This window comes from Bradyrhizobium diazoefficiens (genome assembly GCF_016616885.1).
Taxonomy (GTDB): Bacteria; Pseudomonadota; Alphaproteobacteria; order Rhizobiales; family Xanthobacteraceae; genus Bradyrhizobium; species Bradyrhizobium diazoefficiens_F.
Genome location: NZ_CP067102.1, coordinates 7293263 through 7313311 on the forward strand (window position 1 = coordinate 7293263; position 20049 = coordinate 7313311).

20 protein-coding genes are annotated in these 20049 nt (G+C 64.6%); 16 read left to right on the forward strand and 4 right to left on the reverse strand.

Annotation, left to right across the window (positions count from 1 at the left end; translation table 11 throughout):
• The first annotated feature begins 14 nt into the window (after window positions 1-14).
• Window positions 15-1403: an ATP-binding protein gene (locus JJC00_RS33970; RefSeq protein ID WP_200470107.1), complete on the forward strand. Its 1389-nt coding sequence runs from the start codon at window positions 15-17 to the stop codon at window positions 1401-1403.
• 16 nt (window positions 1404-1419) lie between these two features.
• On the opposite strand, the gene JJC00_RS33975 is transcribed toward JJC00_RS33970, so the two are convergent.
• Complete coding sequence (locus tag JJC00_RS33975; protein ID WP_200470108.1) at window positions 1420-1950, reverse strand: DUF3617 domain-containing protein; 531 nt, start codon at window positions 1948-1950, stop codon at window positions 1420-1422.
• 45 nt (window positions 1951-1995) lie between these two features.
• Complete coding sequence (locus JJC00_RS33980; protein ID WP_200470109.1) at window positions 1996-2301, reverse strand: hypothetical protein; 306 nt, start codon at window positions 2299-2301, stop codon at window positions 1996-1998.
• 182 nt (window positions 2302-2483) lie between these two features.
• On the opposite strand from JJC00_RS33980, the gene JJC00_RS33985 reads away from it, so the two are divergent.
• The 4 genes from JJC00_RS33985 to JJC00_RS34000 all read left to right on the forward strand — a co-directional run bounded on the left by JJC00_RS33985 (window position 2484) and on the right by JJC00_RS34000 (window position 5272).
• Window positions 2484-2948 (forward strand): hypothetical protein, encoded by a 465-nt coding sequence (locus tag JJC00_RS33985; RefSeq protein ID WP_200470110.1) that lies wholly within the window; start codon window positions 2484-2486, stop codon window positions 2946-2948.
• A 135-nt stretch (window positions 2949-3083) separates the two neighbouring features.
• Window positions 3084-3785 carry a ribonuclease T2 family protein gene (locus JJC00_RS33990; RefSeq protein ID WP_200470111.1) on the forward strand — a complete coding sequence of 234 codons (702 nt, stop codon included), beginning with the start codon at window positions 3084-3086 and terminating at the stop codon, window positions 3783-3785.
• Window positions 3786-3943: 158 nt separating this feature from the next.
• Window positions 3944-4804 (forward strand): 23S rRNA (adenine(2030)-N(6))-methyltransferase RlmJ, encoded by an 861-nt coding sequence (locus tag JJC00_RS33995; RefSeq protein WP_200470112.1) that lies wholly within the window; start codon window positions 3944-3946, stop codon window positions 4802-4804.
• 252 nt (window positions 4805-5056) lie between these two features.
• Window positions 5057-5272, forward strand: coding sequence for a cold-shock protein (locus tag JJC00_RS34000; RefSeq protein ID WP_027534220.1), 216 nt, complete (start codon window positions 5057-5059; stop codon window positions 5270-5272).
• Between the two features lie 86 nt (window positions 5273-5358).
• Here JJC00_RS34000 and JJC00_RS34005 read toward each other — a convergent pair whose 3' ends face one another.
• Window positions 5359-5982: an outer membrane protein gene (locus JJC00_RS34005; protein ID WP_200470113.1), complete on the reverse strand. Its 624-nt coding sequence runs from the start codon at window positions 5980-5982 to the stop codon at window positions 5359-5361.
• A gap of 252 nt (window positions 5983-6234) precedes the next feature.
• Here JJC00_RS34005 and uvrC point away from each other — a divergent pair, with 252 nt between their 5' ends.
• The 9 genes from uvrC (at window position 6235) to JJC00_RS34050 (ending at window position 14984) form a co-directional block, all read left to right on the forward strand.
• Window positions 6235-8298 carry an excinuclease ABC subunit UvrC gene (uvrC, locus tag JJC00_RS34010; protein ID WP_200470114.1) on the forward strand — a complete coding sequence of 688 codons (2064 nt, stop codon included), beginning with the start codon at window positions 6235-6237 and terminating at the stop codon, window positions 8296-8298.
• Window positions 8299-8392: 94 nt separating this feature from the next.
• On the forward strand, window positions 8393-9010 hold the full coding sequence (gene pgsA / locus JJC00_RS34015) for a CDP-diacylglycerol--glycerol-3-phosphate 3-phosphatidyltransferase (RefSeq protein WP_148777642.1): 618 nt from the start codon (window positions 8393-8395) through the stop codon (window positions 9008-9010).
• A complete protein-coding gene (gene moaD / locus JJC00_RS34020; protein ID WP_200470115.1) occupies window positions 9007-9258 on the forward strand; it encodes a molybdopterin converting factor subunit 1 in 252 nt (83 codons plus the stop codon). The genes pgsA and moaD overlap by 4 nt, the downstream gene beginning before the upstream one ends.
• 3 nt (window positions 9259-9261) lie before the next feature.
• On the forward strand, window positions 9262-9744 hold the full coding sequence (locus JJC00_RS34025; RefSeq protein ID WP_200470116.1) for a molybdenum cofactor biosynthesis protein MoaE: 483 nt from the start codon (window positions 9262-9264) through the stop codon (window positions 9742-9744).
• Window positions 9744-10703: a 50S ribosomal protein L3 N(5)-glutamine methyltransferase gene (gene prmB, locus JJC00_RS34030; RefSeq protein ID WP_200470117.1), complete on the forward strand. Its 960-nt coding sequence runs from the start codon at window positions 9744-9746 to the stop codon at window positions 10701-10703. Before JJC00_RS34025 ends, prmB begins: the two co-directional genes overlap by 1 nt.
• Window positions 10704-10783: 80 nt before the next feature.
• Window positions 10784-11365 (forward strand): phage holin family protein, encoded by a 582-nt coding sequence (locus tag JJC00_RS34035; RefSeq protein ID WP_200470118.1) that lies wholly within the window; start codon window positions 10784-10786, stop codon window positions 11363-11365.
• Between the two features lies 1 nt (window position 11366).
• Window positions 11367-12497: a YihY/virulence factor BrkB family protein gene (locus JJC00_RS34040; RefSeq protein ID WP_200470119.1), complete on the forward strand. Its 1131-nt coding sequence runs from the start codon at window positions 11367-11369 to the stop codon at window positions 12495-12497.
• Window positions 12498-12647: 150 nt separating this feature from the next.
• Window positions 12648-14114, forward strand: a complete 1467-nt coding sequence (locus tag JJC00_RS34045) for an EAL domain-containing protein (RefSeq protein WP_200470120.1) — start codon at window positions 12648-12650, stop codon at window positions 14112-14114.
• Between the two features lie 15 nt (window positions 14115-14129).
• Complete coding sequence (locus JJC00_RS34050) at window positions 14130-14984, forward strand: TIGR01459 family HAD-type hydrolase (RefSeq protein ID WP_200470121.1); 855 nt, start codon at window positions 14130-14132, stop codon at window positions 14982-14984.
• A 163-nt stretch (window positions 14985-15147) separates the two neighbouring features.
• On the opposite strand, the gene JJC00_RS34055 is transcribed toward JJC00_RS34050, so the two are convergent.
• Complete coding sequence (locus JJC00_RS34055) at window positions 15148-15543, reverse strand: response regulator (protein WP_027551917.1); 396 nt, start codon at window positions 15541-15543, stop codon at window positions 15148-15150.
• Window positions 15544-15774: 231 nt separating this feature from the next.
• On the opposite strand from JJC00_RS34055, the gene JJC00_RS34060 reads away from it, so the two are divergent.
• Both JJC00_RS34060 and ileS read left to right on the forward strand, forming a co-directional pair.
• Window positions 15775-16746, forward strand: coding sequence for a bifunctional riboflavin kinase/FAD synthetase (locus JJC00_RS34060; RefSeq protein WP_200470122.1), 972 nt, complete (start codon window positions 15775-15777; stop codon window positions 16744-16746).
• 203 nt (window positions 16747-16949) lie between these two features.
• Window positions 16950-20048 (forward strand): isoleucine--tRNA ligase, encoded by a 3099-nt coding sequence (gene ileS, locus JJC00_RS34065; protein ID WP_200470123.1) that lies wholly within the window; start codon window positions 16950-16952, stop codon window positions 20046-20048.
• The last annotated feature ends 1 nt before the right edge of the window (window position 20049 follow it).

Genomic DNA, 20049 nt, shown 5'->3' on the forward strand with positions numbered 1-20049 from the left:
GTGAAGCACGACCGATGAGCACGATCGATACCGGCCTGACGCTGCTCAAGAGCGCCGCCGGGCGCGTCTCCGCCGCCAATGGCTGGATGGGCAACGCGTTCAAGGGCTGGATGCCGACCGGCCTCTACGCGCGCGCACTGCTGATCATGATCGTGCCGATGGTGATCCTGCAATCGGTCGTCGCCTTCGTGTTCATGGAGCGGCACTGGAACACGGTGACGCGCCGGCTGTCAGCCGCAGTGGTGCAGGACATCGCCGCGCTGATCGACGTCTACAAGGGTTATCCGCAGGACAAGGACCGCGATCAGATCCGCCGCATCGCGCAGCAGCGTCTCGGTCTCGTCGTCGACTTCCTGCCGGCCGGTGACATGCCGCCGCCGGGACCAAAGCCGTTTTTCTCGCTGCTCGACCAGACGCTGTCGGTGCAGCTCGGCCGCCAGATCGGGCGTTCGTTCTGGATCGACACGGTCGGCCGTTCCAACCTTGTCGAGATCCGCATCCAGCTCGACGATGCCGTGATGCGCGTGTTCGCACAGCGCAGCGCCGCCTACGCCTCGAACTCGGAAATCTTCCTGTTCTGGATGGTCGGGACATCGTCAATCCTCCTGATCGTGTCGGTCCTGTTCCTGCGCAACCAGATCAAGCCGATCCTGCGGCTTGCGGACGCCGCCGAGAGTTTCGGCAAGGGCCGCGAGGCGCCGAACTTCAGGCCCCGCGGCGCGCGCGAGGTGCGGCGCGCCGCGGGCGCCTTCCTCGAGATGAAGTCGCGCATCGAGCGCGCGATGGAGCAGCGCACCGCGATGCTCGCCGGCGTCAGCCACGATTTGCGCACGATCCTCACCCGCTTCAAGCTCGAGCTGGCGCTGATCGGCGACAATCCCGAGCTCGAGGGCATGCGCAAGGACGTCGACGAGATGTCGATGATGCTGGAGGATTACCTTGCGTTCGCCCGTGGCGATTCCGGCGAGCAGTCGCAGCCGACCGACATGGCGCAGGCGCTCGAGGAGTTGCGCAGCGATGCCGAACGCCACGGCCACACCGCGACGGTGACGTTCAGCGGCCTGCCCGTGGTCACGGTGAAGCCGGCCTCGTTCAAGCGCTGCCTCGCCAACCTCGTCACCAATGCCGCGCGCTACGGCAGGGCCATCGCCATTTCCGGCCAGCGCGATCACCGCTATCTCACCATCACGGTCGACGACGACGGTCCCGGCATCCCCGCGCATTTGCGCGAGGAAGTGTTCAAGCCGTTCCTGCGGCTGGACAACGCCCGCAACCAGGACGAAGGCGGCACGGGCCTAGGCCTCGCGATCGCCCGCGACATCGCCCGCTCGCATGGCGGCGACATCACGCTCGGCGACAGCCCGATGGGCGGATTAAGGGCGAGCGTGCGGATACCGGTGTAGCTGCAATAGCCCTCACCTACTTCGGCAGCAGCGCCTTCAGCTTGTCGACGTCGCGGACGTTCATCTTGAAGCCGCCGGGCATCACGATGTCGCCGGGCTTCTGGTCCGGCTTGCAGGCTCCGAGCCATTTCGCTTCGAGCGTCATGGTGGTGTCGCGCCCCGCGGCACCGACCGCGCCGCCTTGCGCATGCGACGAGGTCTTCACCGTGTAGGCCGAATTGAAATCGCCTGATATCTCGGCATGCGAGGTCGTGGACATGCCGGCGACGCTGCACTCGGAATCGCTGACATAGCCGGTCGCCGTCTTCTTGATGTCCTGCTTGGAGCAGACCTGCTTGGCCATCGGCGAGATGTTGTTGTTCATCTCCTTGTCGACGGCCTCGTCGGTGCAATGCTGCATGGTCATTTCCGGCATCGCCGAGCCGGTCCTGACCATCTTCAATTCCCACAAACCGGCCTTGCGCACCGGCAGATCGTCAGCGACGGCGCTCCCTGCCGACAACACGAAGCAAACGGCTGATCCGAGCAAAGCAAGCTTGCGCGTCATGCGAGAGACTCCCGGCCGAGAGATCCTGGCTTTCCGAAAAACGCCTCAGTAGAGCGTGCGGATCGGCCGCTCGGCCGCGCCATAGGGCACCCAGCGGCACGAGAACGAGATGTAGCCGCCCTCATAGGCCTGCACAGCGAGGAATTTGACCACCTTGCCGTAGCGCGCGCAGTGATCGACCGCGACCTGGCGCGCATCGGTCTGCGTTGCCATGGAATAGGCGATGATGCCGCCGGTGTCGTTGCCCTTGAAAGGCGGCACCGGAAGGATGTCGGCGCGTGCCGACTGGCTCGCCATCATCCCCGAGACAACCAGGCTGGCAAGAAGGCCCGCGGCCGCAATGATTCGCATTCCCGTCACTCCGATTGGTTGGCGGCAGTTTACGGTGCCGCGGCGGCCGTGGAAAGAACGGAAGGCCGGTTGACTGCGAGGTTGTGATCAACTCCTGGCCAAGTGTTGCCGCGCTGCACTTGACCTCCCCCGCCCTTCGCGGCACCGTCCAATCTCCGCAGATCATGCTGTCTGGATTGCCCATGCGCGCCTCGACCTCCCCGAAATCGCTTCGCTTTGCCGCCGTTCTCGGCCTGATGTTCGGAGCGCTGTCGCCCGGTGAGGCCAGGGCTGCCAACCCGCTGGAGCTGAACTTCTGGCTCAGCGGCCCGCGCTACGATGGCAATGTCGCCGATTGCGAGAAGGCGCTGCCGACGATCGCGACCCAGTTCTGGGAGAAGGAAAGCTCGTTCTGGAATTCGCCGTTGAAGATCGAGGGCTTCTCGGCCGTTCACGAGACCGCATTCCGGCCCTGGGCGTCCGACAACATTCCGCGCCGCTACTGCACCGGCGAGGCCATGCTCAATGACGGCAAGATGCGCAGGGTGCACTTCTCGATCGTCGAGGATGGCGGCTTTGCCGGTTACGGCCAGGGCGTCGAATGGTGCGTGGTCGGGCTCGACCGCAACTGGGCCTACAATCCGTCCTGTCGCGCCGCCAAGCCTTGATTCGACAAGCCTTGATTCGACAAGGTCCTGATTCGGACCGGCCACGCGGCCAATCGTCGGTCGCCTGAAATTTGTTCTTGAAATGTTCTTATTGCCTGCTAGGCTGATTGCACAGTCTAGTTGAGGGGCGTTGCCATGTTTCACTTTAGATTGCATTCGTTCTCCCGTCTCGTGATCTCGCTGACCCTTGCCGCCGGGCTGATCTCGTGGGCCGGCGGCGCGAAGGCCCAGGACAAGCGGCAGAACGCACCCGGCGAATTCGACTTCTATGTGCTGTCGCTGTCGTGGTCGCCGTCCTTCTGCGAGGAGGCGGCCGAGCGCGGTCGCGGTGGCGGGCGCTCGAATATCCAGTGCGAGGGACGACCCTATTCCTTCGTGGTGCACGGGCTGTGGCCGCAATATGAGAACGGCTTTCCGGAATACTGCCAGCGGCCGTCGCCGCGGCTGAACCGCAACATCGTCTCCGCGATGCTCGATCTGATGCCGGCGCCGGGGCTGATCTTCAACGAGTGGGACAAGCACGGCACCTGCTCCGGGCTCGATGGCCGCAATTATTTCGAGACGATCCGCAAGGCGCGCGCCGCGATCAAGATCCCGGCCGAATATCTCGATTTGTCGGAGGCCAAGACCGTCGCTCCGGCCGACGTCGAAGAAGCCTTCATCAAGGCCAATCCGGGCCTGAGCAGCGCCGCTGTCTCGGTCACCTGCAACCGGACCCGGCTGTCCGAGATCCGCATCTGCCTGAGCAAGGATTTGCAGTTCCGCCCCTGCGAAGAACTCGACCGCCGCGCCTGCCGCCGCGACCAGGTGACGATGCCGCCGGTCAGGGGTGGTTAGAGAGCGGGACCTCTCATCGTCATTTCGGGGCATGCGACGCGTCGAACACGGAATCTCGAGATTCTAAGGTGCGCAATTGCGCACCATAGCTCGGTGCTAACGCACCGCCCCGGAATGACAGCAGTTACTTTCATCGCGCGATGTCGTAACTCTCCGCCATGAACTACCGCCACGCCTTTCACGCCGGCAACTTCGCCGATGTCATCAAGCACATCGTGCTGGCACGCATCCTGACCTATTTGCAGGACAAGCCGGCCGCCTTCCGCGTCATCGACACCCACGCCGGTGCCGGCCTCTATGATCTCGACAGCGACGAGGCGCGCCGCAGCGGCGAGTGGCTGACAGGGATCGCGCGGCTCATGCAGGCGCGCTTCACGAATGAGACAGTCGCACTGACCAAGCCCTATCTCGACATCGTTCGCGCCTTCAACCCAAAGGGCGAGCTCAAAGCCTATCCCGGCTCGCCCTTGATCGCGCGCGGGCTGATGCGGCCGCAGGACCGGCTCGTGGCTTGCGAGCTCGAGCCGAAGGCGCGCAAGGCGTTGATCGACGTGTTGCGGCGCGACGAACAGGCCCGCGTGGTCGATCTCGACGGCTGGATGGCGCTGCCGGCGTTCGTGCCGCCGAAGGAGCGGCGCGGGCTGGTACTGATTGACCCGCCCTTCGAGGCAAAGGACGAGTTCGAAAAGCTCGGCGAGGCCTTCTCCACCGCCTACGCGAAATGGCCGACCGGTATCTATGTAATCTGGTACCCCGCCAAGAGCCGACGCGCCACCGACACGCTGGCGCAACTGGTGGCGCGGACCGCAGCCGCAGCAAAGACGCCGGGAAAGTGTCTGCGTCTTGAATTCAGCGTTGCACCGCAGCTCGACGGCGCAGCCCTCACCTCCACCGGGCTCCTGATCGTGAACCCGCCTTACACACTCCAAGGCGAGCTCAAGACGATATTGCCCGAGCTGGAAATGCCGCTCGGACAAGGCGGCGCTGCCAGATTCCGATTAGAGGTGCCGAAGCCGTAACATCCCGGCATTCTTGGGAAAAATATGCAGTAACGGTAGTCAATCTGCAGAGAACCGTATTATGCTGTTTGTGTGACTGGCTTTACGTTCCGCTTCCGCGAATGGTTGCGGCGGAGTGAAGGCCTAAGAAAGATCCAGTCGGACCGAAGGGTCTGCCCAAGGATGGCCAGCTCTCCCGGGCTTCGTGATGCCCGGTCATGTCGCGACGCGCGTCTGCGTTGCGACGGAGGAGCAATGAGGGGGAGTTTCCCGATGGCCAATACGGGAACGGTTAAGTTCTTCAACGGCGAGCGCGGCTACGGCTTTATCAAGCCGGATGACGGCGGTCGCGATGTCTTCGTTCACATCACCGCTGTTGAGCGCGCGGGACTGAAGGACCTTGCCGAAGGACAGCGTATCACGTTCGAAGTCGAACCGGACAAGAAGGGGAAGGGGCCGAAAGCGGTCAATCTCGTGATCCTTTCGTAGCGGACCCGCCCCAAAAACCTGGCGCAAAAAAAGTCCCGGCCGCAAGCGGCCGGGAGGTTGTTGTCCGGTATTTTCTTATTTGGCTATCAGAAGTGATAGTTCACGCCTGCGCGAACAACGCTGGCGCTATAGCCGTTTGACACGCCTGTAATTGCGAACTGGCTCGACGACAGATCGACGTAGAGATATTCGAGCTTCGCGCTCCAGTTCGGCGCGAAGCCGACTTCCGCGCCGACGCCTGCAGTCCAGCCGGCAGTAGTGTGCGACTCCGTCCAGCCGAATGTCTGCGCGCGCAGCTCGCCGAAGGCGAGGCCGGCGGTGCCGTAGACCAGCACGTTGCTGAAGGCATAGCCGGCGCGGCCGCGCAGCGTGCCGAACCAGGGATTGGAGAACTTCCACGGCGCGAAAGTGTCGTCGGCGCCTGCGGCCTGGATGTCGCCCTCGACGCCGAACACCCACGGGCCGTTCTGGAAATTGTAACCAGCCTGCACGCCGCCGACGAAGCCGGAGGGCTTCACGGGTGTGTTGCTCACCGAGCCCCATTCATAGCCGAGATTGGCGCCGAGATACGGGCCGGCCCAGCTATAGGCATTGAGCGGCTGATTGACCGTATAGGGCGCACGCTGCCCGTAACTGAGATCGGCGGCCCCTGCCGAAGCCGTCCAGCCGGCTGCAACCAACGCGGCTGCGCCCACAACGAGCCCCTTCATCACACACTCCAACGCAACTGCCGCAACCGGGTGCGATGCCCGCGCCGCCGCGCAAGGCCAGACCGCATGGTTACGGAACCACCACTTTTTCGCGTAAGATTTATTGAGAGTTTTAAGTTAAAGGGCTGTTAAGACCTGTTACCGCGCTGTTAACAGACTTAAGGAAGCGTTACCGGGAACTCGGCGCGCCATTCTGTGCGTGCGTCACGGCCGGAACTTCAAATCGGTCCCCCCAGCGCCTAAATTCGCACCATGGTTCACGATTCCACCGACAATCCGGACGACGCACGCGCGCGCAAAGCGCCGCGAGCCGCGACCGCCGACGTCCCGCCCGAAGGGCTGACACCGCCGGACCTCGATCCCGCGGTTGCCGGTGGCGATGACGAGGACGATGCGCGGCTGCCGGATATTCTGGAAGAGAGCGGCGCGATCGGCGAAGAGCCGCTGGCGACCGGTCACGAGGCGATCGAGCGTGCGGTCCGGCTCGCGCCGACCTCGCCCGGCGTCTATCGCATGCTCAGTGCGCATGCCGACGTGCTCTATGTCGGCAAGGCCAAGAACGTCAAAAAGCGGCTGTCCAACTACGCGCGCCAGAGTGCGCCGCTGCCGGCGCGCATCCTGCGCATGATCGCGGCCACGGTGACCGTGGAGATCGTCTCGACCACGACCGAAACCGAGGCGCTGCTGCTGGAAGCCAACCTCATCAAGCAGCTGCGGCCGCGCTTCAACGTGCAGCTGCGCGACGACAAATCGTTTCCCTACATCCTGATCACCGGCGACCATTGGGCGCCGCAGATCCTGAAGCACCGCGGCGCGCAGACCCGCCCGGGGCGCTATTTCGGTCCGTTCGCCTCCGCCGGAGCCGTCAACCGCACCATCACGGCCTTGCAGCGCGCGTTCCTGATCCGCTCCTGCACGGATTCCTTCTTCGAGAGCCGCTCGCGGCCCTGCCTGCTCTACCAGATCCGCCGCTGCGCCGGTCCCTGCACCCGCGAGATCGACTTCGGAGGCTATACGACGCTGGTACGCGAAGCGACCGACTTCCTGTCCGGCAAGAGCCAGGCGGTGAAGCAGGAGCTTGCCGGCGAAATGGAGAAGGCGTCCGGCGAGCTCGAATTCGAGAGTGCGGCGCTCTATCGTGATCGCCTCGCCGCGCTGTCGGCGATCCAGTCGCAGCAGGGCATCAATCCGCGCACGGTGGAGGAAGCCGACGTGTTCGCCATCCACCAGGAAGGCGGCTTCTCCTGCGTCGAAGTGTTCTTCTTCCGCACCGGACAGAACTGGGGCAACCGCGCCTATTTCCCGCGCGCGGAAAAGACCTATACCCCGGAGGAAGTGCTGGGCTCATTCCTCGCCCAATTCTATGACGACAAGCCGCCGCCGAAGACCATCCTGCTCTCGCATGAGATCGAGGAGAGCGACCTGCTTGCCAACGCGCTGTCGATCAAGGCCGGCCACAAGGTCGAGGTCACCACGCCCAAGCGCGGCGAGAAGAAGGAGCTCGTCACCCACGCGCTGACCAATGCGCGCGAGGCGCTCGGCCGCAAGCTCGCGGATACCGCGACCCAAAGCCGCCTGCTCGACGCCATGGCGACGACGCTGAGCCTGCCGCATGCGCCCAAGCGCATCGAGGTCTACGACAACAGCCATATCCAGGGCACCAATGCGGTCGGCGCCATGATCGTCGCCGGCCCGGACGGTTTTGTGAAAAACCAATACCGCAAGTTCAACATCAAGTCGGAAGGGCTCACGCCCGGCGACGATTACGGCATGATGCGCGAGGTGCTGGAGCGCCGCTTCAAGCGTCTGATCAATCCGCCGGAAGAGAGCGCCACCAAGGCCAAGGACGACGATTTCCCGCAATGGCCCGATCTCGTGATCATCGACGGCGGCCGCGGCCAGCTCAACGCCGTCAGGGAGATCTTCACCAATCTCGGGCTCACCCAGGTGTCGCTGATGTCGGTCGCCAAGGGGCCGGACCGGGATGCCGGCCGCGAGACCCTGTTCATGCCGGAGCGCGAGGCGATCAAGCTGGAGCCGCGCGACCCCGTGCTCTATTTCATTCAGCGCCTGCGCGACGAGGCCCACCGCTTCGTCATCGGCTCGCACCGCAAGCTGCGCAAGAAGGACATTCGCGAGGCTGGCTTGCAGGAGATTCCGGGCATCGGCCCGTCACGCAAACGTGCCTTGCTGCACCATTTCGGAACCCTGAAGGAGATCGAACGGGCCTCGATCGCCGATCTCGGCAAGGTTCCTGGGGTGAGCGCCGAGAGTGCCCGCAGGATTTTCGACTATTTCCATCCCCAGCCGGGGTGAACTAAACGGGCTGTAGTCATATGGTCGTCGCATCCCGCACCCCAATTGGGGACGGACGGTTGACCTTCAGGCTTGAGCGGTATTGGTAGGACGGATGAACATCGCCACGACACGAGGGACGACCAGCCGCGCGATGTCCCTCCCGAACATCCTGACCTATGGCCGGATCGCCGCGATCCCGGTCGTGGTCGGATGCATCTATGCGCAGTCGATCATGGACTACCCGCTGTGGCTGCGCTGGGTTGCGGTCGCGATCTTCATCGGCGCCGCGGTGACGGACTATCTCGACGGCTATTACGCGCGGATCTGGAATCAGCAATCGGCGTTCGGCCGGATGCTCGACCCGATCGCCGACAAGCTGCTGGTCGCCTCCTGCCTCTTGATGCTGGCCGCCGACGGCATCATCCACGGCTGGTCGCTGTGGGCCGCCATCGTGATCCTGTGCCGCGAGATCCTGGTCTCGGGCCTGCGCGAATACCTCGCGGCGCTGCGTGTCAGCGTGCCCGTGACCAAGCTCGCCAAATGGAAGACCACCGTTCAGCTCGTCGCCATCGGCTTCCTGCTCGCCGGTCCGGCCGGCGACGAGGTCATTCCCATGGTGTCGCTGATCGGCCTCGTCCTGCTGTGGGCCTCGGCGATCCTGACCATGTACACCGGCTACGACTATTTCCGCGCCGGCATCCATCACCTCATCAAGGAGGATGAGGGATGAAGGTGAAGTACTTCGCCTGGGTGCGCGAGCGCGTCGGCAAGGCCGAGGAGACGATCGAGCCGCCCGCAACCGTGCGCACCGTCGAGGAGCTGATCGCCTGGCTGTCCGGCCAGAGCGAGGCTTATGCCTACGCCTTCGAGAAGCCGAAGGTGATCCGCACCGCGATCGACCATGCCCACGTCAAGGCCGACGCCGCAATCGCGGGCGCCCGCGAGATCGCGTTCTTCCCGCCGATGACTGGCGGCTAGATCATGACCTCCCCTGTCACCACCTGCCCCGTCACCATCCGCATCCAGGAAGACGATTTCGACATCGCGCGCGAGATCGCGGTCCTGACCAAGAGCCGCACCGATATCGGGGCGGTCGTGAGCTTCTCCGGTATCTGCCGCACCGACGACGATAGTTCGAAGATCGCGGCGCTCACGCTCGAGCATTATCCCGGCATGGCAGAAGAAGAGATCAAGCGCCATGCCGACGAGGCTACATCGCGCTGGCCGCTCAACGGCGTCACGGTCATCCATCGCGTCGGGCGGTTCATTCCCGGCCAGAACATCGTGCTGGTGCTCACCGCCTCGCAACACCGCCGCGCGGCGTTCGAGGCAGCCGAATTCCTGATGGACTATCTCAAGACCAGCGCACCGTTCTGGAAGAAGGAAGAGAGCGCCACCGGCACCGGCTGGGTCGAGGCGCATGCCCGTGACGACGAAGCCGCCGCACGCTGGACCCGATCCTGATGGCAAGAGCTGTGAGAAAGCCTACGCGCGGCCGCGCCGCGCCAAAACTCGCGAAGGTCGGACGCGGCGAGCTGCTCACGCTGATCGATTTCGTCCGCTATGCGGTCAGCCGCTTCGTCGAGGCGAGACTTGCCTTTGCCCACGGCACGACCGATCCGGTCGCGGAAGCCGTCTTCCTGGTCTGCGAGGCCCTGCACCTGCATCCTGACCAGTTCGAGATGTTTGGCCATGCCTGCGTCACCGCCGCAGAAGGCAAGACCCTGCTCGACCTCATCCATCAGCGCGTGACGACGCGCAAACCGACGGCCTATCTCGTCAACAAGATTTACATGCGCGGCCTGCCGTTCTACGTCGACGAGCGCGTCATCGTTCCGCGCTCCTTCATCGGCGAGCTGCTGGATTCGCATTTCGGCGGCGACGGCGAAGCGGGTTCGCTGATCGACGACCCCACGGCCGTCGAGCGCGTGCTCGATCTCTGCACGGGATCGGGATGTCTTGCGATCCTCGCCGCGTATCATTTCCCCAATGCCGTGGTCGATGCGGTCGACGTCTCCAAGGGCGCGCTAGAAGTCGCCGCGCGCAACGTTCGGGAACATGGGCTGGATGAGCGGATCGCGCTCCATCGGGGCGACCTGTTCGCGCCGCTCGATACCAACAAATACGATCTGATCATCACCAACCCGCCCTACGTCGACGCCGAAGGCATGGCGGCACTGCCGCCGGAATGCCGGGCCGAGCCGAAGCTCGCCTTCGACGGCGGCGCGGACGGTCTCGACGTGATCCGCCGCATCGTGCGCGATGCGCCCGATCACCTCACGTCGGATGGCGGCCTCCTCTGCGAGATCGGCCGCGGTCGCGAGCTGGTCGACGATGCCTTTCCGGAACTGCCGCTGCTCTGGCTCGATACCGAGGAGTCCGAGGGCGAAGTGTTCTGGATCGCAGCCGCCGATCTCGGCTGATCGAGCGCGCGCGGCGGAACAAGTCAAATTCCGCCACGTTCATCCCCCGACGAATGTACTCGCTCTCGGAGGATGTCCGCATGCTCGCGCCATCGGGCGAATTGCTGCGCGCCGGCATGGCGCTGAAACTCAACCAGCTCAAGCGCGCGGCGCAGTCTTACTTGCGTGACCGCACCAGCCAGACCACCGGACGCCTGACGTCTTACGCTGTCGCGGCCGGACTGCTCGCAGTGGCGGGGCTGTTCCTGATCGCGGCCCTCTTTGTCGGCCTGATCGCACTCTACCTTTGGGTTGCCATCACCTACGGACAATTCTGGGGCCTTGGCGCCGTTGCGGCCGTGCTTTTGGTGCTCGCCGCCGTCTGCGCCGGGGTGGCGATGGCGCAAATGAATCGCCGGACCAAGCCGATCGTGCCGCTCGCCAGCCGCATGCGGGTGGCGATCGCCACGCCGCGGATCCCGCGCGGCACGGTCAAGCAGGCGGTCAAGGAAGTCGCGACAACAATTCCATTGGTGCCGCTCGCGCCGGGCGAACGCGGCCATGGCGGCAACGCTTCACCAACGCGCACCAACCGCCCCGTGCAGCTTGGCCTGATGCTTGCCGCGATCGGATTGCTGGGTTTCACGGCCGCCCGCCGGCGACGTCACCGACTGGACGCCTGACATGCGTGCGCGGCACAGCGAGCAGCTCGACTCCTGGCTGCTGGTCGCCGCCACGGCCATCTTCGTTCTCACCGCGGAACGCTATTTCCAGGAGCCGGGGCGCGTCCGGCCGGGACCGCCGCAAGACCATCGCAACAACGAAGCGAATTCACCGGAAACCAACCCGGCAAGTGCGGCCATGCAGCCCGGCCATGGCCGACGCTCGAAGAGCCCGTTCAAAATCCCCTGGGCGGGCTGGAAGGATATCTTCTGGCGCACCTATCAGCGCATCGACGACGACCGCCTGCTCGCGACCGCGGGCGGCGTCGTGTTCTTCGGGCTGCTCGCGATCTTTCCCGCCGTGACCGCGCTGGTCTCGTCGTACGGGCTGTTCGCCGATCCCTCAACGATCAGCGCCAACCTTCAGACGCTTGCGACAATGCTGCCCGAGGGCTCGTTCCAGATTGTCCAGGACCAGGTCGCACGCGTCGTATCGAAAGGCAATACCGCGCTCGGGGCCGCCTTCCTGTTCGGCCTCGTACTCGCAGTCTGGAGCGCCAACGCCGGGGTCAAAGCCATCTTCGATGCCCTCAACGTCGCCTATGAAGAACGCGAGAAGCGCAGTTTCATCAAGCTGAACCTGATTTCCCTGAGCTTCACCGTCGGCGGCATCGCGGCGCTGCTGTTGATGGTCGGCGCCGTGGTCGCTTTCCCGCTGGCACTCGATCATCTCGGCATCGCGCCCGAGAGCAAGCTGATCGCCGCGCTGGCGCGCTGGCCCCTTTTGCTCGTCATCCTGCTGGCGGCGCTCGCCATCCTCTACCGCTTCGCGCCGAGCCGCGACGCGCCCCGCTGGCAATGGCTGAGCATCGGCGCGGTGACCGCCGCCCTGCTCTGGATCGCCGGCTCGGCGCTGCTGTCCTGGTATCTTTCGGCGTTCGCCAATTACAACGCGACCTACGGCTCACTTGGGGCTGCGATCGGTCTGATGACGTGGATGTGGATGTCGGCGATCGTGATCATGTTCGGCGCCGAGCTGAATTCGGAGATCGAACGGCAAACCCTGCGCGATACGACCACCGGGCGGCCCAAACCGCTCGGCAGCCGCGAGGCGGTCTCAGCCGACACGGTCGGCGCCGGCGCGCCGTCCTGACTGCTTCCATGCGCCTGAGGCCGCTATCCCCTCGAATCAACAATGATGTTACGATGATGCGGGCTTGGGGAGCATGAGGCGCAACGGGTGCGAATTGCGACCCGTGTTTTCCCGGGTGAGGCAGTCAGCTCTTGAGGTGTAACGCGCGGCATGATTCGCATTTCGACGATCTTCATCGCCATCTGCATGGTTCTGGTCGCGGCATCGCTCGGGCTCGTGCTCTACGCGGTCGCCGGCATCAGCGGAACCGAATCCGCGATCGTGGCGCTGACTGCGCTGACCTTCCTGATCCTCTACAACGCGGTCTCGATGCGACTGCGCGACCGCAGCGACGTCGGCGGCCAGATCGCCGACCTCTCCCGCGGCACCGCCGACCTCGCCCGCCAGGTGGCCGAGTTCGGGCGCCGGCTCGCCGCCATCGAGGGCCGTGTCGCCTCGTCCAATTCGACCAATTCCGATCGTGTCCAGTCGGTGGTGGGCGAGATCAACGAACTCGGCGGGCTGGTCAGGCAGCTTGCCGCCACGGTGTCGACCCATGAGGATCTGCTGGCCGGTCACGCGCCGGCCCCCGCCCCGGTCGCCAGTCCGGAGCCGGAGGCGCCGATCGACCTGACTGCCCCCTTCGAGGAGCGACTGGCCGCTCCTCCGCCGCTTCCCGCACCCCCGCGGCCGACGCCGCCGGCCGTCCAGACCCAGACCGCCAATGCCGTTCAGACGGTCAACGGCCGCAACCAGACCCAGATGCTGGCGATGCTGCGCAACGCCATCGACGAGAACCGCATCGACATCTTCCTCCAGCCGATGGTGACGCTGCCGCAGCGCAAGGTCCGCTTCTACGAGGCGGTGACCCGGGTGCGCGACGAGCGCGACCAGCTGATGGCCGCGGAAGAGTTCATCAGCATCGCCGAGGCCTCCGGGCTGATCGGACGCATCGACAACATGGTGTTGCTGCGCTGTGTCCAGGTGTTGCGCCGGCTGATGGTGCGCAACAAGGATGTCGGCGTGTTCTGCAACGTCGCGGCCTCGACGCTCGGCAATTCCACCACATTCGCGCAATGCCTCGACTTCCTCGAGGCCAACCGCGCCCTGGCGCCGTCGCTGGTGCTGGAGTTCAAGCAGTCGACGTTCCGCGGACTCGGCCCCGCCGAAACCGAGAATCTCGCGGCCCTCGCGCAGCGCGGCTTCCGCTTCTCGATCGACCATGTCACGGACTTGCGGATCGAGCCGCGCGAGCTCGCCGATCGCGGCGTGCGCTTCATCAAGGTGCCTGCATCCCTGCTGCTCGACCCGAAGCAGGCGTCGACCTCGGACATTCATCCCTCCGACCTGTCCGACCTGCTCGGCCGCTTCGGCATCGACCTGATCGCGGAACGGATCGAGGGCGAGCGCGCGGTGGTCGACTTGCTCGACTATGACGTGCGGTTCGGCCAAGGCTTTCTGTTCGCGCCGCCCCGGCCATTGCGGCCCGAGGGGGCATCTGCTACCGGCGGGGCCGCGTCGAACCCGACGCAGGACATTCAGGGATCCAATGGCCAGGGAACACCAAGCCCAGGCGCGGCGCCTGCCGCCCCGTCATCGCGCATCACCGGCAACGCGGCGCTGGCGCGACGCATCTGATCGGCCGCAGGCATCATGACCACGCTGCATTTCGCCCGAAGCCTGCGCGAGCTCGTGGGCGGGGTCGATGTCGTGCTCAGCGACATCTGGGGCGTCGTCCATAACGGGCTGGAATCGTTCCCCGAAGCCTGCGAGGCGCTGCACACCTATCGCAGCCGCGGCGGTACGGTGATCCTGATCACCAACGCGCCGCGCCCGGCCGACTCCGTGCAGCGGCAATTGCGCAAGCTCGGCGTCGCCGACGAGACCTATGACGCGATCGTCTCCTCGGGCGATTTGACGCGACTCTATGTCGCCGAGCACCCCGGACGAAAAATGTTCTGGCTCGGACCCGAGCGCGACAACTCGATCTATCGCGGCCTCGATGCGACGACCGCGCCGCTGGAAGAGGCCGACTACATCGTCTGCACCGGCCTCTATGACGACGAGACCGAGACCGCGGAAGACTATCGCGGCATGATGCTGAAGGCGCGCGAGCGCAAGCTGACGCTGGTCTGTGCCAACCCCGACATCGTGGTCGAGCGCGGCGACCGGCTGATCTATTGCGCCGGCGCGATCGCCGAGCTGTATCGTGAGCTTGGCGGCGAGGTGATCTTCTACGGCAAGCCGCACCGGCCGATCTACGAGCGCGCCATGACGCTCGCGGGCGAGCGCCAGGGCCACCCGATCGACCGGAAAAAGGTGCTGGCGATCGGCGATTCCGTCCGCACCGACCTGACCGGCGCGCGCGAATTCGGCATCGACTGCCTGTTCGTCACCCGCGGCATCCATGCCGAGGAGTTCGAGGGCCTCGACCAGCTCGATCCCAAGTCAGTGACGGAATTGTTCGGCCACCCACCGAAGGCGCTGATGCGCGAATTGAAGTGGTGATTTTCCAGCATCGTCATTCCGGGGCAGTGCGTCAGCACTGAACCCGGAATCTCGAGATTCCGGGTTCGCCCTTCGGGCGCCCCGGAACGACAAATCCCAACGCAGAAAGCCCGGGACAAGCGTCCGGGCTTTCCAAATTGAGCTGATGGCGTCAATCGCGCGCTTACGCGCTCGCCATGTCGGGGAAGACCGCCTCGATCTTGGTCTTCAGCGTCGCCGCGTTGAACGGCTTGACGATGTAGTTGTTCACGCCGGCCTTCTTGGCCGCGATCACGTTCTCGGTCTTCGATTCCGCCGTGATCATGATGAAAGGCGTGGTGGCGAGGTTCGGATCTGCCCGCACTTCGCGGAGCAGGTCGTAACCCGTCATCGGCTCCATGTTCCAGTCTGAAATCACGAGCCCGTACTTCTTGCCGCGCATCTTGTTCAGCGCCGCCGAACCGTCGCTGGCATCATCGATATTATCGAAGCCAAGCTGCTTCAGCAGATTCCGGATGATACGGATCATGGTGCTGTAGTCATCCACCACCAGAACCGGCATCGACAAATCAACCGCCATCTCGACTCCCCCAACGCGTACCCAGGAATATTCAAAATCGGACCTGACAGGCCGGAGCCCGTCAGTTCCACCTCCCAAGCACTAGCACCAAGGCGTTAAACAGCGCGTTAACTGGAGCGACCCGCGAGGGATCGAAATCATGTTCCTTGCGCCCGCCCCCGCCCCGCTTGACTTCATCGGCCGGCTCACGCCACGGTCCCGGCCGGTCCCGCCGGCTTGAGAATTCCCCTGATGGCCCCGCAATTTACCGTTATCCGCGATACCACGCCGGATTCTGCGATCCTGAAGGGGGCGGTGGTCGCCATGGGCAATTTCGACGGGGTTCACCTCGGTCACCGGGCCGTCATTGCCGCCGCCTTGGAAATGGGCCGGACGCATGGCCGCCCTGCGCTGGCGCTGACCTTCGAGCCGCATCCGCGCCGGTTTTTCAGCCCCAACACCCCGCAATTTCGCCTGACCGACGAACGGGCCAAGCTGCGGCTTCTGGCCGGGACCGGACTTGCCGGCGCCGTGGTCATGACCTTCGACAAGGCCCGCGCCGGCACCAGCGCGCAAGATTTCATTCACCATGACCTGATCGGACGCCTCGGCGTCAAGGGAATCGCGGTCGGCTACGACTTCCATTTCGGCAAAGGACGCGTCGGCTCTCCGAGCCTGCTGGCCAACGAAGCGCCCCGGCTCGGCATCGAGATCGACGTGCAGCCGCATGTCGATATCGACGAGCGGCCGGTCTCCTCCAGCGCTATCCGGATCGCACTCGCCGAGGGGCAGGTCGAAGAGGCCACCACCATGCTGGGCGCGCCCTGGTTCATCACCGGCGAGGTCATCCATGGCGAAAGGCGCGGCCGCGACCTCGGCTATCCCACCGCCAACATCCGGCTTGACGCCAATTGCGGCCTGAAGCACGGCATCTATGCCGTGCGGGTCGGCCGCGGGCCCGAGCGTCTGAACGGGGTGGCGAGCTTCGGCCGCCGGCCGACCTTTGATAATGGCGCGCCGCTGCTCGAAATCTTCCTGTTCGACTTCAAGGGCGACCTTTACGGGCAGGCGCTGGACTGCGCCTTTGTCGGCTTCATCCGCGAGGAGCTGAAATTCAACGATATCGAAGCCCTGATCCGTCAGATGGACGACGATTCCGCCCGCGCCCGCGCCATGCTGGCCGCCGCCCCGGACGCCTTTCCGCGGCTCGGGGCCGTCGATTGAGGACCCAAAGCCGGCCCGCCGGACCTTTGCGCTTCCCTTAGCCCCCTGCTATGGAGAGCCCATGTTCGCGCGGCGCATCATAGGGATTAGCGGCCCGGCTTCCGCCTGAGCCTCCGGCTCGGCGCAAGACCGGGATTTTGTCGTTTCACCCCGCGATTCCGCATCGCCATCCGTTCCCGCGCCATTCCGAGCCAGTCAGCCTCATGTCCGAAAAGCCGCAAAAGTCCCAAAAGTCTGAAGTCAAAGACTATTCGAAAACCCTGTTCCTGCCGCAGACCGAATTCCCGATGCGCGCCGGCCTGCCGCAGCGCGAGCCGGAAATCCTCAAGCGCTGGTACGAGATCGGCCTCTACGAGAAGCTGCGCCAAGCTGCGAAGGGCCGTGACAAGTTCGTGCTGCATGACGGCCCGCCATACGCCAACGGCAACATCCACATCGGCACGGCGCTGAACAAGATCCTCAAGGATCTCGTCACCAAGAGCCAGCAGATGCTCGGCTTCGATTCCAACTACGTGCCGGGCTGGGACTGTCACGGCCTGCCGATCGAGTGGAAGGTGGAGGAAGAGCACTATCGCAAGAAGGGCAAGCAGAAGCCCGACTTCCGCGACAGCGCCGCGATGATCGATTTCCGGAAAGAGTGCCGCGCCTACGCGACGCACTGGCTCAACGTGCAGCGCGAGGAGTTCAAGCGACTCGGCGTGATCGGCGACTGGGCTCATCCCTACGCCACCATGAACTATCCGGCCGAAGCCCAGATCGCGCGCGAGCTGATGAAGTTCGCTGCCAACGGCACGCTCTATCGCGGCTCAAAGCCAGTGATGTGGAGTGTGGTCGAGAAGACCGCGCTGGCAGAGGCCGAGGTCGAGTACGAGGACTATACGTCGGATATGGTCTGGGTGAAATTCCCGGTGAGATTTTCCGCGGGTGATACGCAGCAAGAAGCTCGCGATTTGCTGCACGCCTCTATCGTCATTTGGACTACAACACCATGGACACTCCCGGGCAATCGCGCCATCTCGTTCTCGCCGAAGATCGCCTGTGGCCTCTATAAGGTGACCGAGGCACCGGCCGACAATTGGGCCAAGACTGGCGATCTCCTGATCCTCGCCGATGCGCTGGCCGGGGAGGTGCTCAAGCAGGCGCGGGTGGCGGCTTACGAAATGGTTCGCGCTGTTCCCCCGGATGACCTCGCCATCATGTCGTGCCAGCATCCGCTAAAGGGCTTCGCCGGCGGCTACGATTTCATCGTGCCGCTGCTTGCCGGCGACCACGTCACCGACGACACCGGGACCGGCTTCGTGCACACCGCACCAAGCCACGGCCGCGAGGATTTCGACGTCTGGACGGCCAACACGCGCGAGCTCGATGCCCGCGGCATCAACAGCGCGATCCCCTACACCGTCGACGAGAACGGCGCCTATACCGACCAGGCGCCAGGCTTCACCGGCAAGCGCGTCATCAACGACAAGGGCGAGAAGGGTGACGCCAACGAGGCCGTAATCAAGGCGCTCGTCGAGAAAGGCATGCTGCTCGCGCGCGGCCGGCTCAAGCACCAATATCCGCACTCCTGGCGCTCCAAGAAGCCGGTGATCTTCCGCAACACCCCGCAATGGTTCATCGCGATGGACAGGGACATTCGTGGTGGAGATCACGACAGAGCATGGAATGTCAGCGCAGGTCGCGCCGCAGGGTATTTCGATGCTTTGGACCCAAATCATCCACCGAGCGAGAGATGGGACACTCTTAGAAAGCGCGCGCTGCACGCGATCTCGGTCACGCAGTGGGTACCGCCCTCCGGCGAGAACCGCATCAACGGCATGATCGAGGCCCGCCCCGACTGGGTGATCTCGCGTCAGCGCGCCTGGGGCGTGCCGATCGCCGTGTTCGTCCGCGAGAAGGGCGACGGCTCGGCCGAGGTCCTGCAGGACGAGGCCGTCAACACCCGCATCGGCGACGCCTTCGCAGAGGAAGGTGCGGATGCCTGGTACGCTCTGGGCGCGCGCGAGCGCTTCCTGGGACCGCGTGCCAGCGAGGACTGGCAGAAGGTCGACGACATTCTCGACGTCTGGTTTGATTCCGGATCGACCCACGCCTTTGTGCTCGAAGACCCCGTGCAATTCCCCGGCCTTGCCGGCATCAAGCGCAAGGTCGACGGCGGCACCGATACGGTGATGTACCTGGAAGGATCGGACCAGCATCGCGGCTGGTTCCACTCCTCGCTGCTGGAGAGCTGCGGCACGCGGGGCCGCGCGCCCTACGATATCGTGCTGACCCACGGCTTCACCCAGGCCGAGGACGGCCGCAAGATGTCGAAGTCGCTCGGCAACACCATCGAGCCGCAGGCCGTCATCAAGGAATCTGGCGCCGACATCCTGAGACTCTGGGTCGCGTCCTGCGATTACACCGACGATCAGCGCATCGGCCCCGAGATCCTGAAGAACACGGTCGAGACCTACCGCAAGCTGCGCAACACCGTGCGCTGGATGCTCGGCACGCTGCATCACTACAAGCCGGCCGACGCGGTCGCGCCCGCCGAGATGCCCGAGCTCGAGCGGCTGATGCTGCATGAGCTCGCGCTCCGCGCCGAACTGGTCCGCAAGGCCTATGAGACCTTCGACTTCAAGAGCGTGGTCGCCACGCTGTCCGCCTTCCTGAACAGCGAGCTCTCCGCATTCTATTTCGATATCCGCAAGGACGCGCTCTATTGCGATCCGCCGTCCTCGCTGACGCGCAAGGCGGCGCTGACCACGATCGACCTGTTGTGCAAATCGATCCTGAAATGGCTGGCGCCGGTGCTGAGCTTCACCGCGGAAGAAGGCTGGCGCATGTACAAGCCCGATGCCGAGCCGTCGGTGCATCTGACGCTGTTCCCGGAAGGCCTCGAACAATTCCGCGACGACAAGCTCGCCGCGAAATGGGAGACCATCCGCGACGTCCGCCGCGTCGTCACCGGCGCGCTGGAGCTCGAACGTGCCGCCAAGAACATCGGCTCCTCGCTCGAGGCCTCGCCGGTGATCTATGTCGCCGACCGCGACATGCTGGCGACGTTGTTCGACACCGATCTCGCCGAGATCTGCATCACCTCGAACTACGAGGTGCGTGAGGGCGAGGCGCCGGCCTCCGCATTCCGTCTCGATGCCGTGCCCGGCGTCGCGGTCGTGGTGGAGAAGGCCGTCGGCACCAAATGCGCCCGCTCCTGGAAGATCTCGCCGACCGTGGGTGAAGACCCTGAATATCCCGACGTCACCCCGCGCGACGCTAAGGCGCTGCGCGAATGGAAGGCGTTGGGCGTGAGCGTCTGAT

What these genes read in the sequence shown, in the direction of transcription:
- JJC00_RS33970 (WP_200470107.1), top strand. Translation starts at nt 15, where the DNA reads ATGAGCACGATCGATACCGGCCTGACGCTGCTCAAGAGCGCCGCCGGG.
- JJC00_RS33975 (WP_200470108.1), bottom strand. Translation starts at nt 1,950, where the DNA reads ATGACGCGCAAGCTTGCTTTGCTCGGATCAGCCGTTTGCTTCGTGTTG.
- JJC00_RS33980 (WP_200470109.1), bottom strand. Translation starts at nt 2,301, where the DNA reads ATGCGAATCATTGCGGCCGCGGGCCTTCTTGCCAGCCTGGTTGTCTCG.
- JJC00_RS33985 (WP_200470110.1), top strand. Translation starts at nt 2,484, where the DNA reads ATGCGCGCCTCGACCTCCCCGAAATCGCTTCGCTTTGCCGCCGTTCTC.
- JJC00_RS33990 (WP_200470111.1), top strand. Translation starts at nt 3,084, where the DNA reads ATGTTTCACTTTAGATTGCATTCGTTCTCCCGTCTCGTGATCTCGCTG.
- JJC00_RS33995 (WP_200470112.1), top strand. Translation starts at nt 3,944, where the DNA reads ATGAACTACCGCCACGCCTTTCACGCCGGCAACTTCGCCGATGTCATC.
- JJC00_RS34000 (WP_027534220.1), top strand. Translation starts at nt 5,057, where the DNA reads ATGGCCAATACGGGAACGGTTAAGTTCTTCAACGGCGAGCGCGGCTAC.
- JJC00_RS34005 (WP_200470113.1), bottom strand. Translation starts at nt 5,982, where the DNA reads ATGAAGGGGCTCGTTGTGGGCGCAGCCGCGTTGGTTGCAGCCGGCTGG.
- uvrC (WP_200470114.1), top strand. Translation starts at nt 6,235, where the DNA reads ATGGTTCACGATTCCACCGACAATCCGGACGACGCACGCGCGCGCAAA.
- pgsA (WP_148777642.1), top strand. Translation starts at nt 8,393, where the DNA reads ATGAACATCGCCACGACACGAGGGACGACCAGCCGCGCGATGTCCCTC.
- moaD (WP_200470115.1), top strand. Translation starts at nt 9,007, where the DNA reads ATGAAGGTGAAGTACTTCGCCTGGGTGCGCGAGCGCGTCGGCAAGGCC.
- JJC00_RS34025 (WP_200470116.1), top strand. Translation starts at nt 9,262, where the DNA reads ATGACCTCCCCTGTCACCACCTGCCCCGTCACCATCCGCATCCAGGAA.
- prmB (WP_200470117.1), top strand. Translation starts at nt 9,744, where the DNA reads ATGGCAAGAGCTGTGAGAAAGCCTACGCGCGGCCGCGCCGCGCCAAAA.
- JJC00_RS34035 (WP_200470118.1), top strand. Translation starts at nt 10,784, where the DNA reads ATGCTCGCGCCATCGGGCGAATTGCTGCGCGCCGGCATGGCGCTGAAA.
- JJC00_RS34040 (WP_200470119.1), top strand. Translation starts at nt 11,367, where the DNA reads ATGCGTGCGCGGCACAGCGAGCAGCTCGACTCCTGGCTGCTGGTCGCC.
- JJC00_RS34045 (WP_200470120.1), top strand. Translation starts at nt 12,648, where the DNA reads ATGATTCGCATTTCGACGATCTTCATCGCCATCTGCATGGTTCTGGTC.
- JJC00_RS34050 (WP_200470121.1), top strand. Translation starts at nt 14,130, where the DNA reads ATGACCACGCTGCATTTCGCCCGAAGCCTGCGCGAGCTCGTGGGCGGG.
- JJC00_RS34055 (WP_027551917.1), bottom strand. Translation starts at nt 15,543, where the DNA reads ATGGCGGTTGATTTGTCGATGCCGGTTCTGGTGGTGGATGACTACAGC.
- JJC00_RS34060 (WP_200470122.1), top strand. Translation starts at nt 15,775, where the DNA reads ATGGCCCCGCAATTTACCGTTATCCGCGATACCACGCCGGATTCTGCG.
- ileS (WP_200470123.1), top strand. Translation starts at nt 16,950, where the DNA reads ATGTCCGAAAAGCCGCAAAAGTCCCAAAAGTCTGAAGTCAAAGACTAT.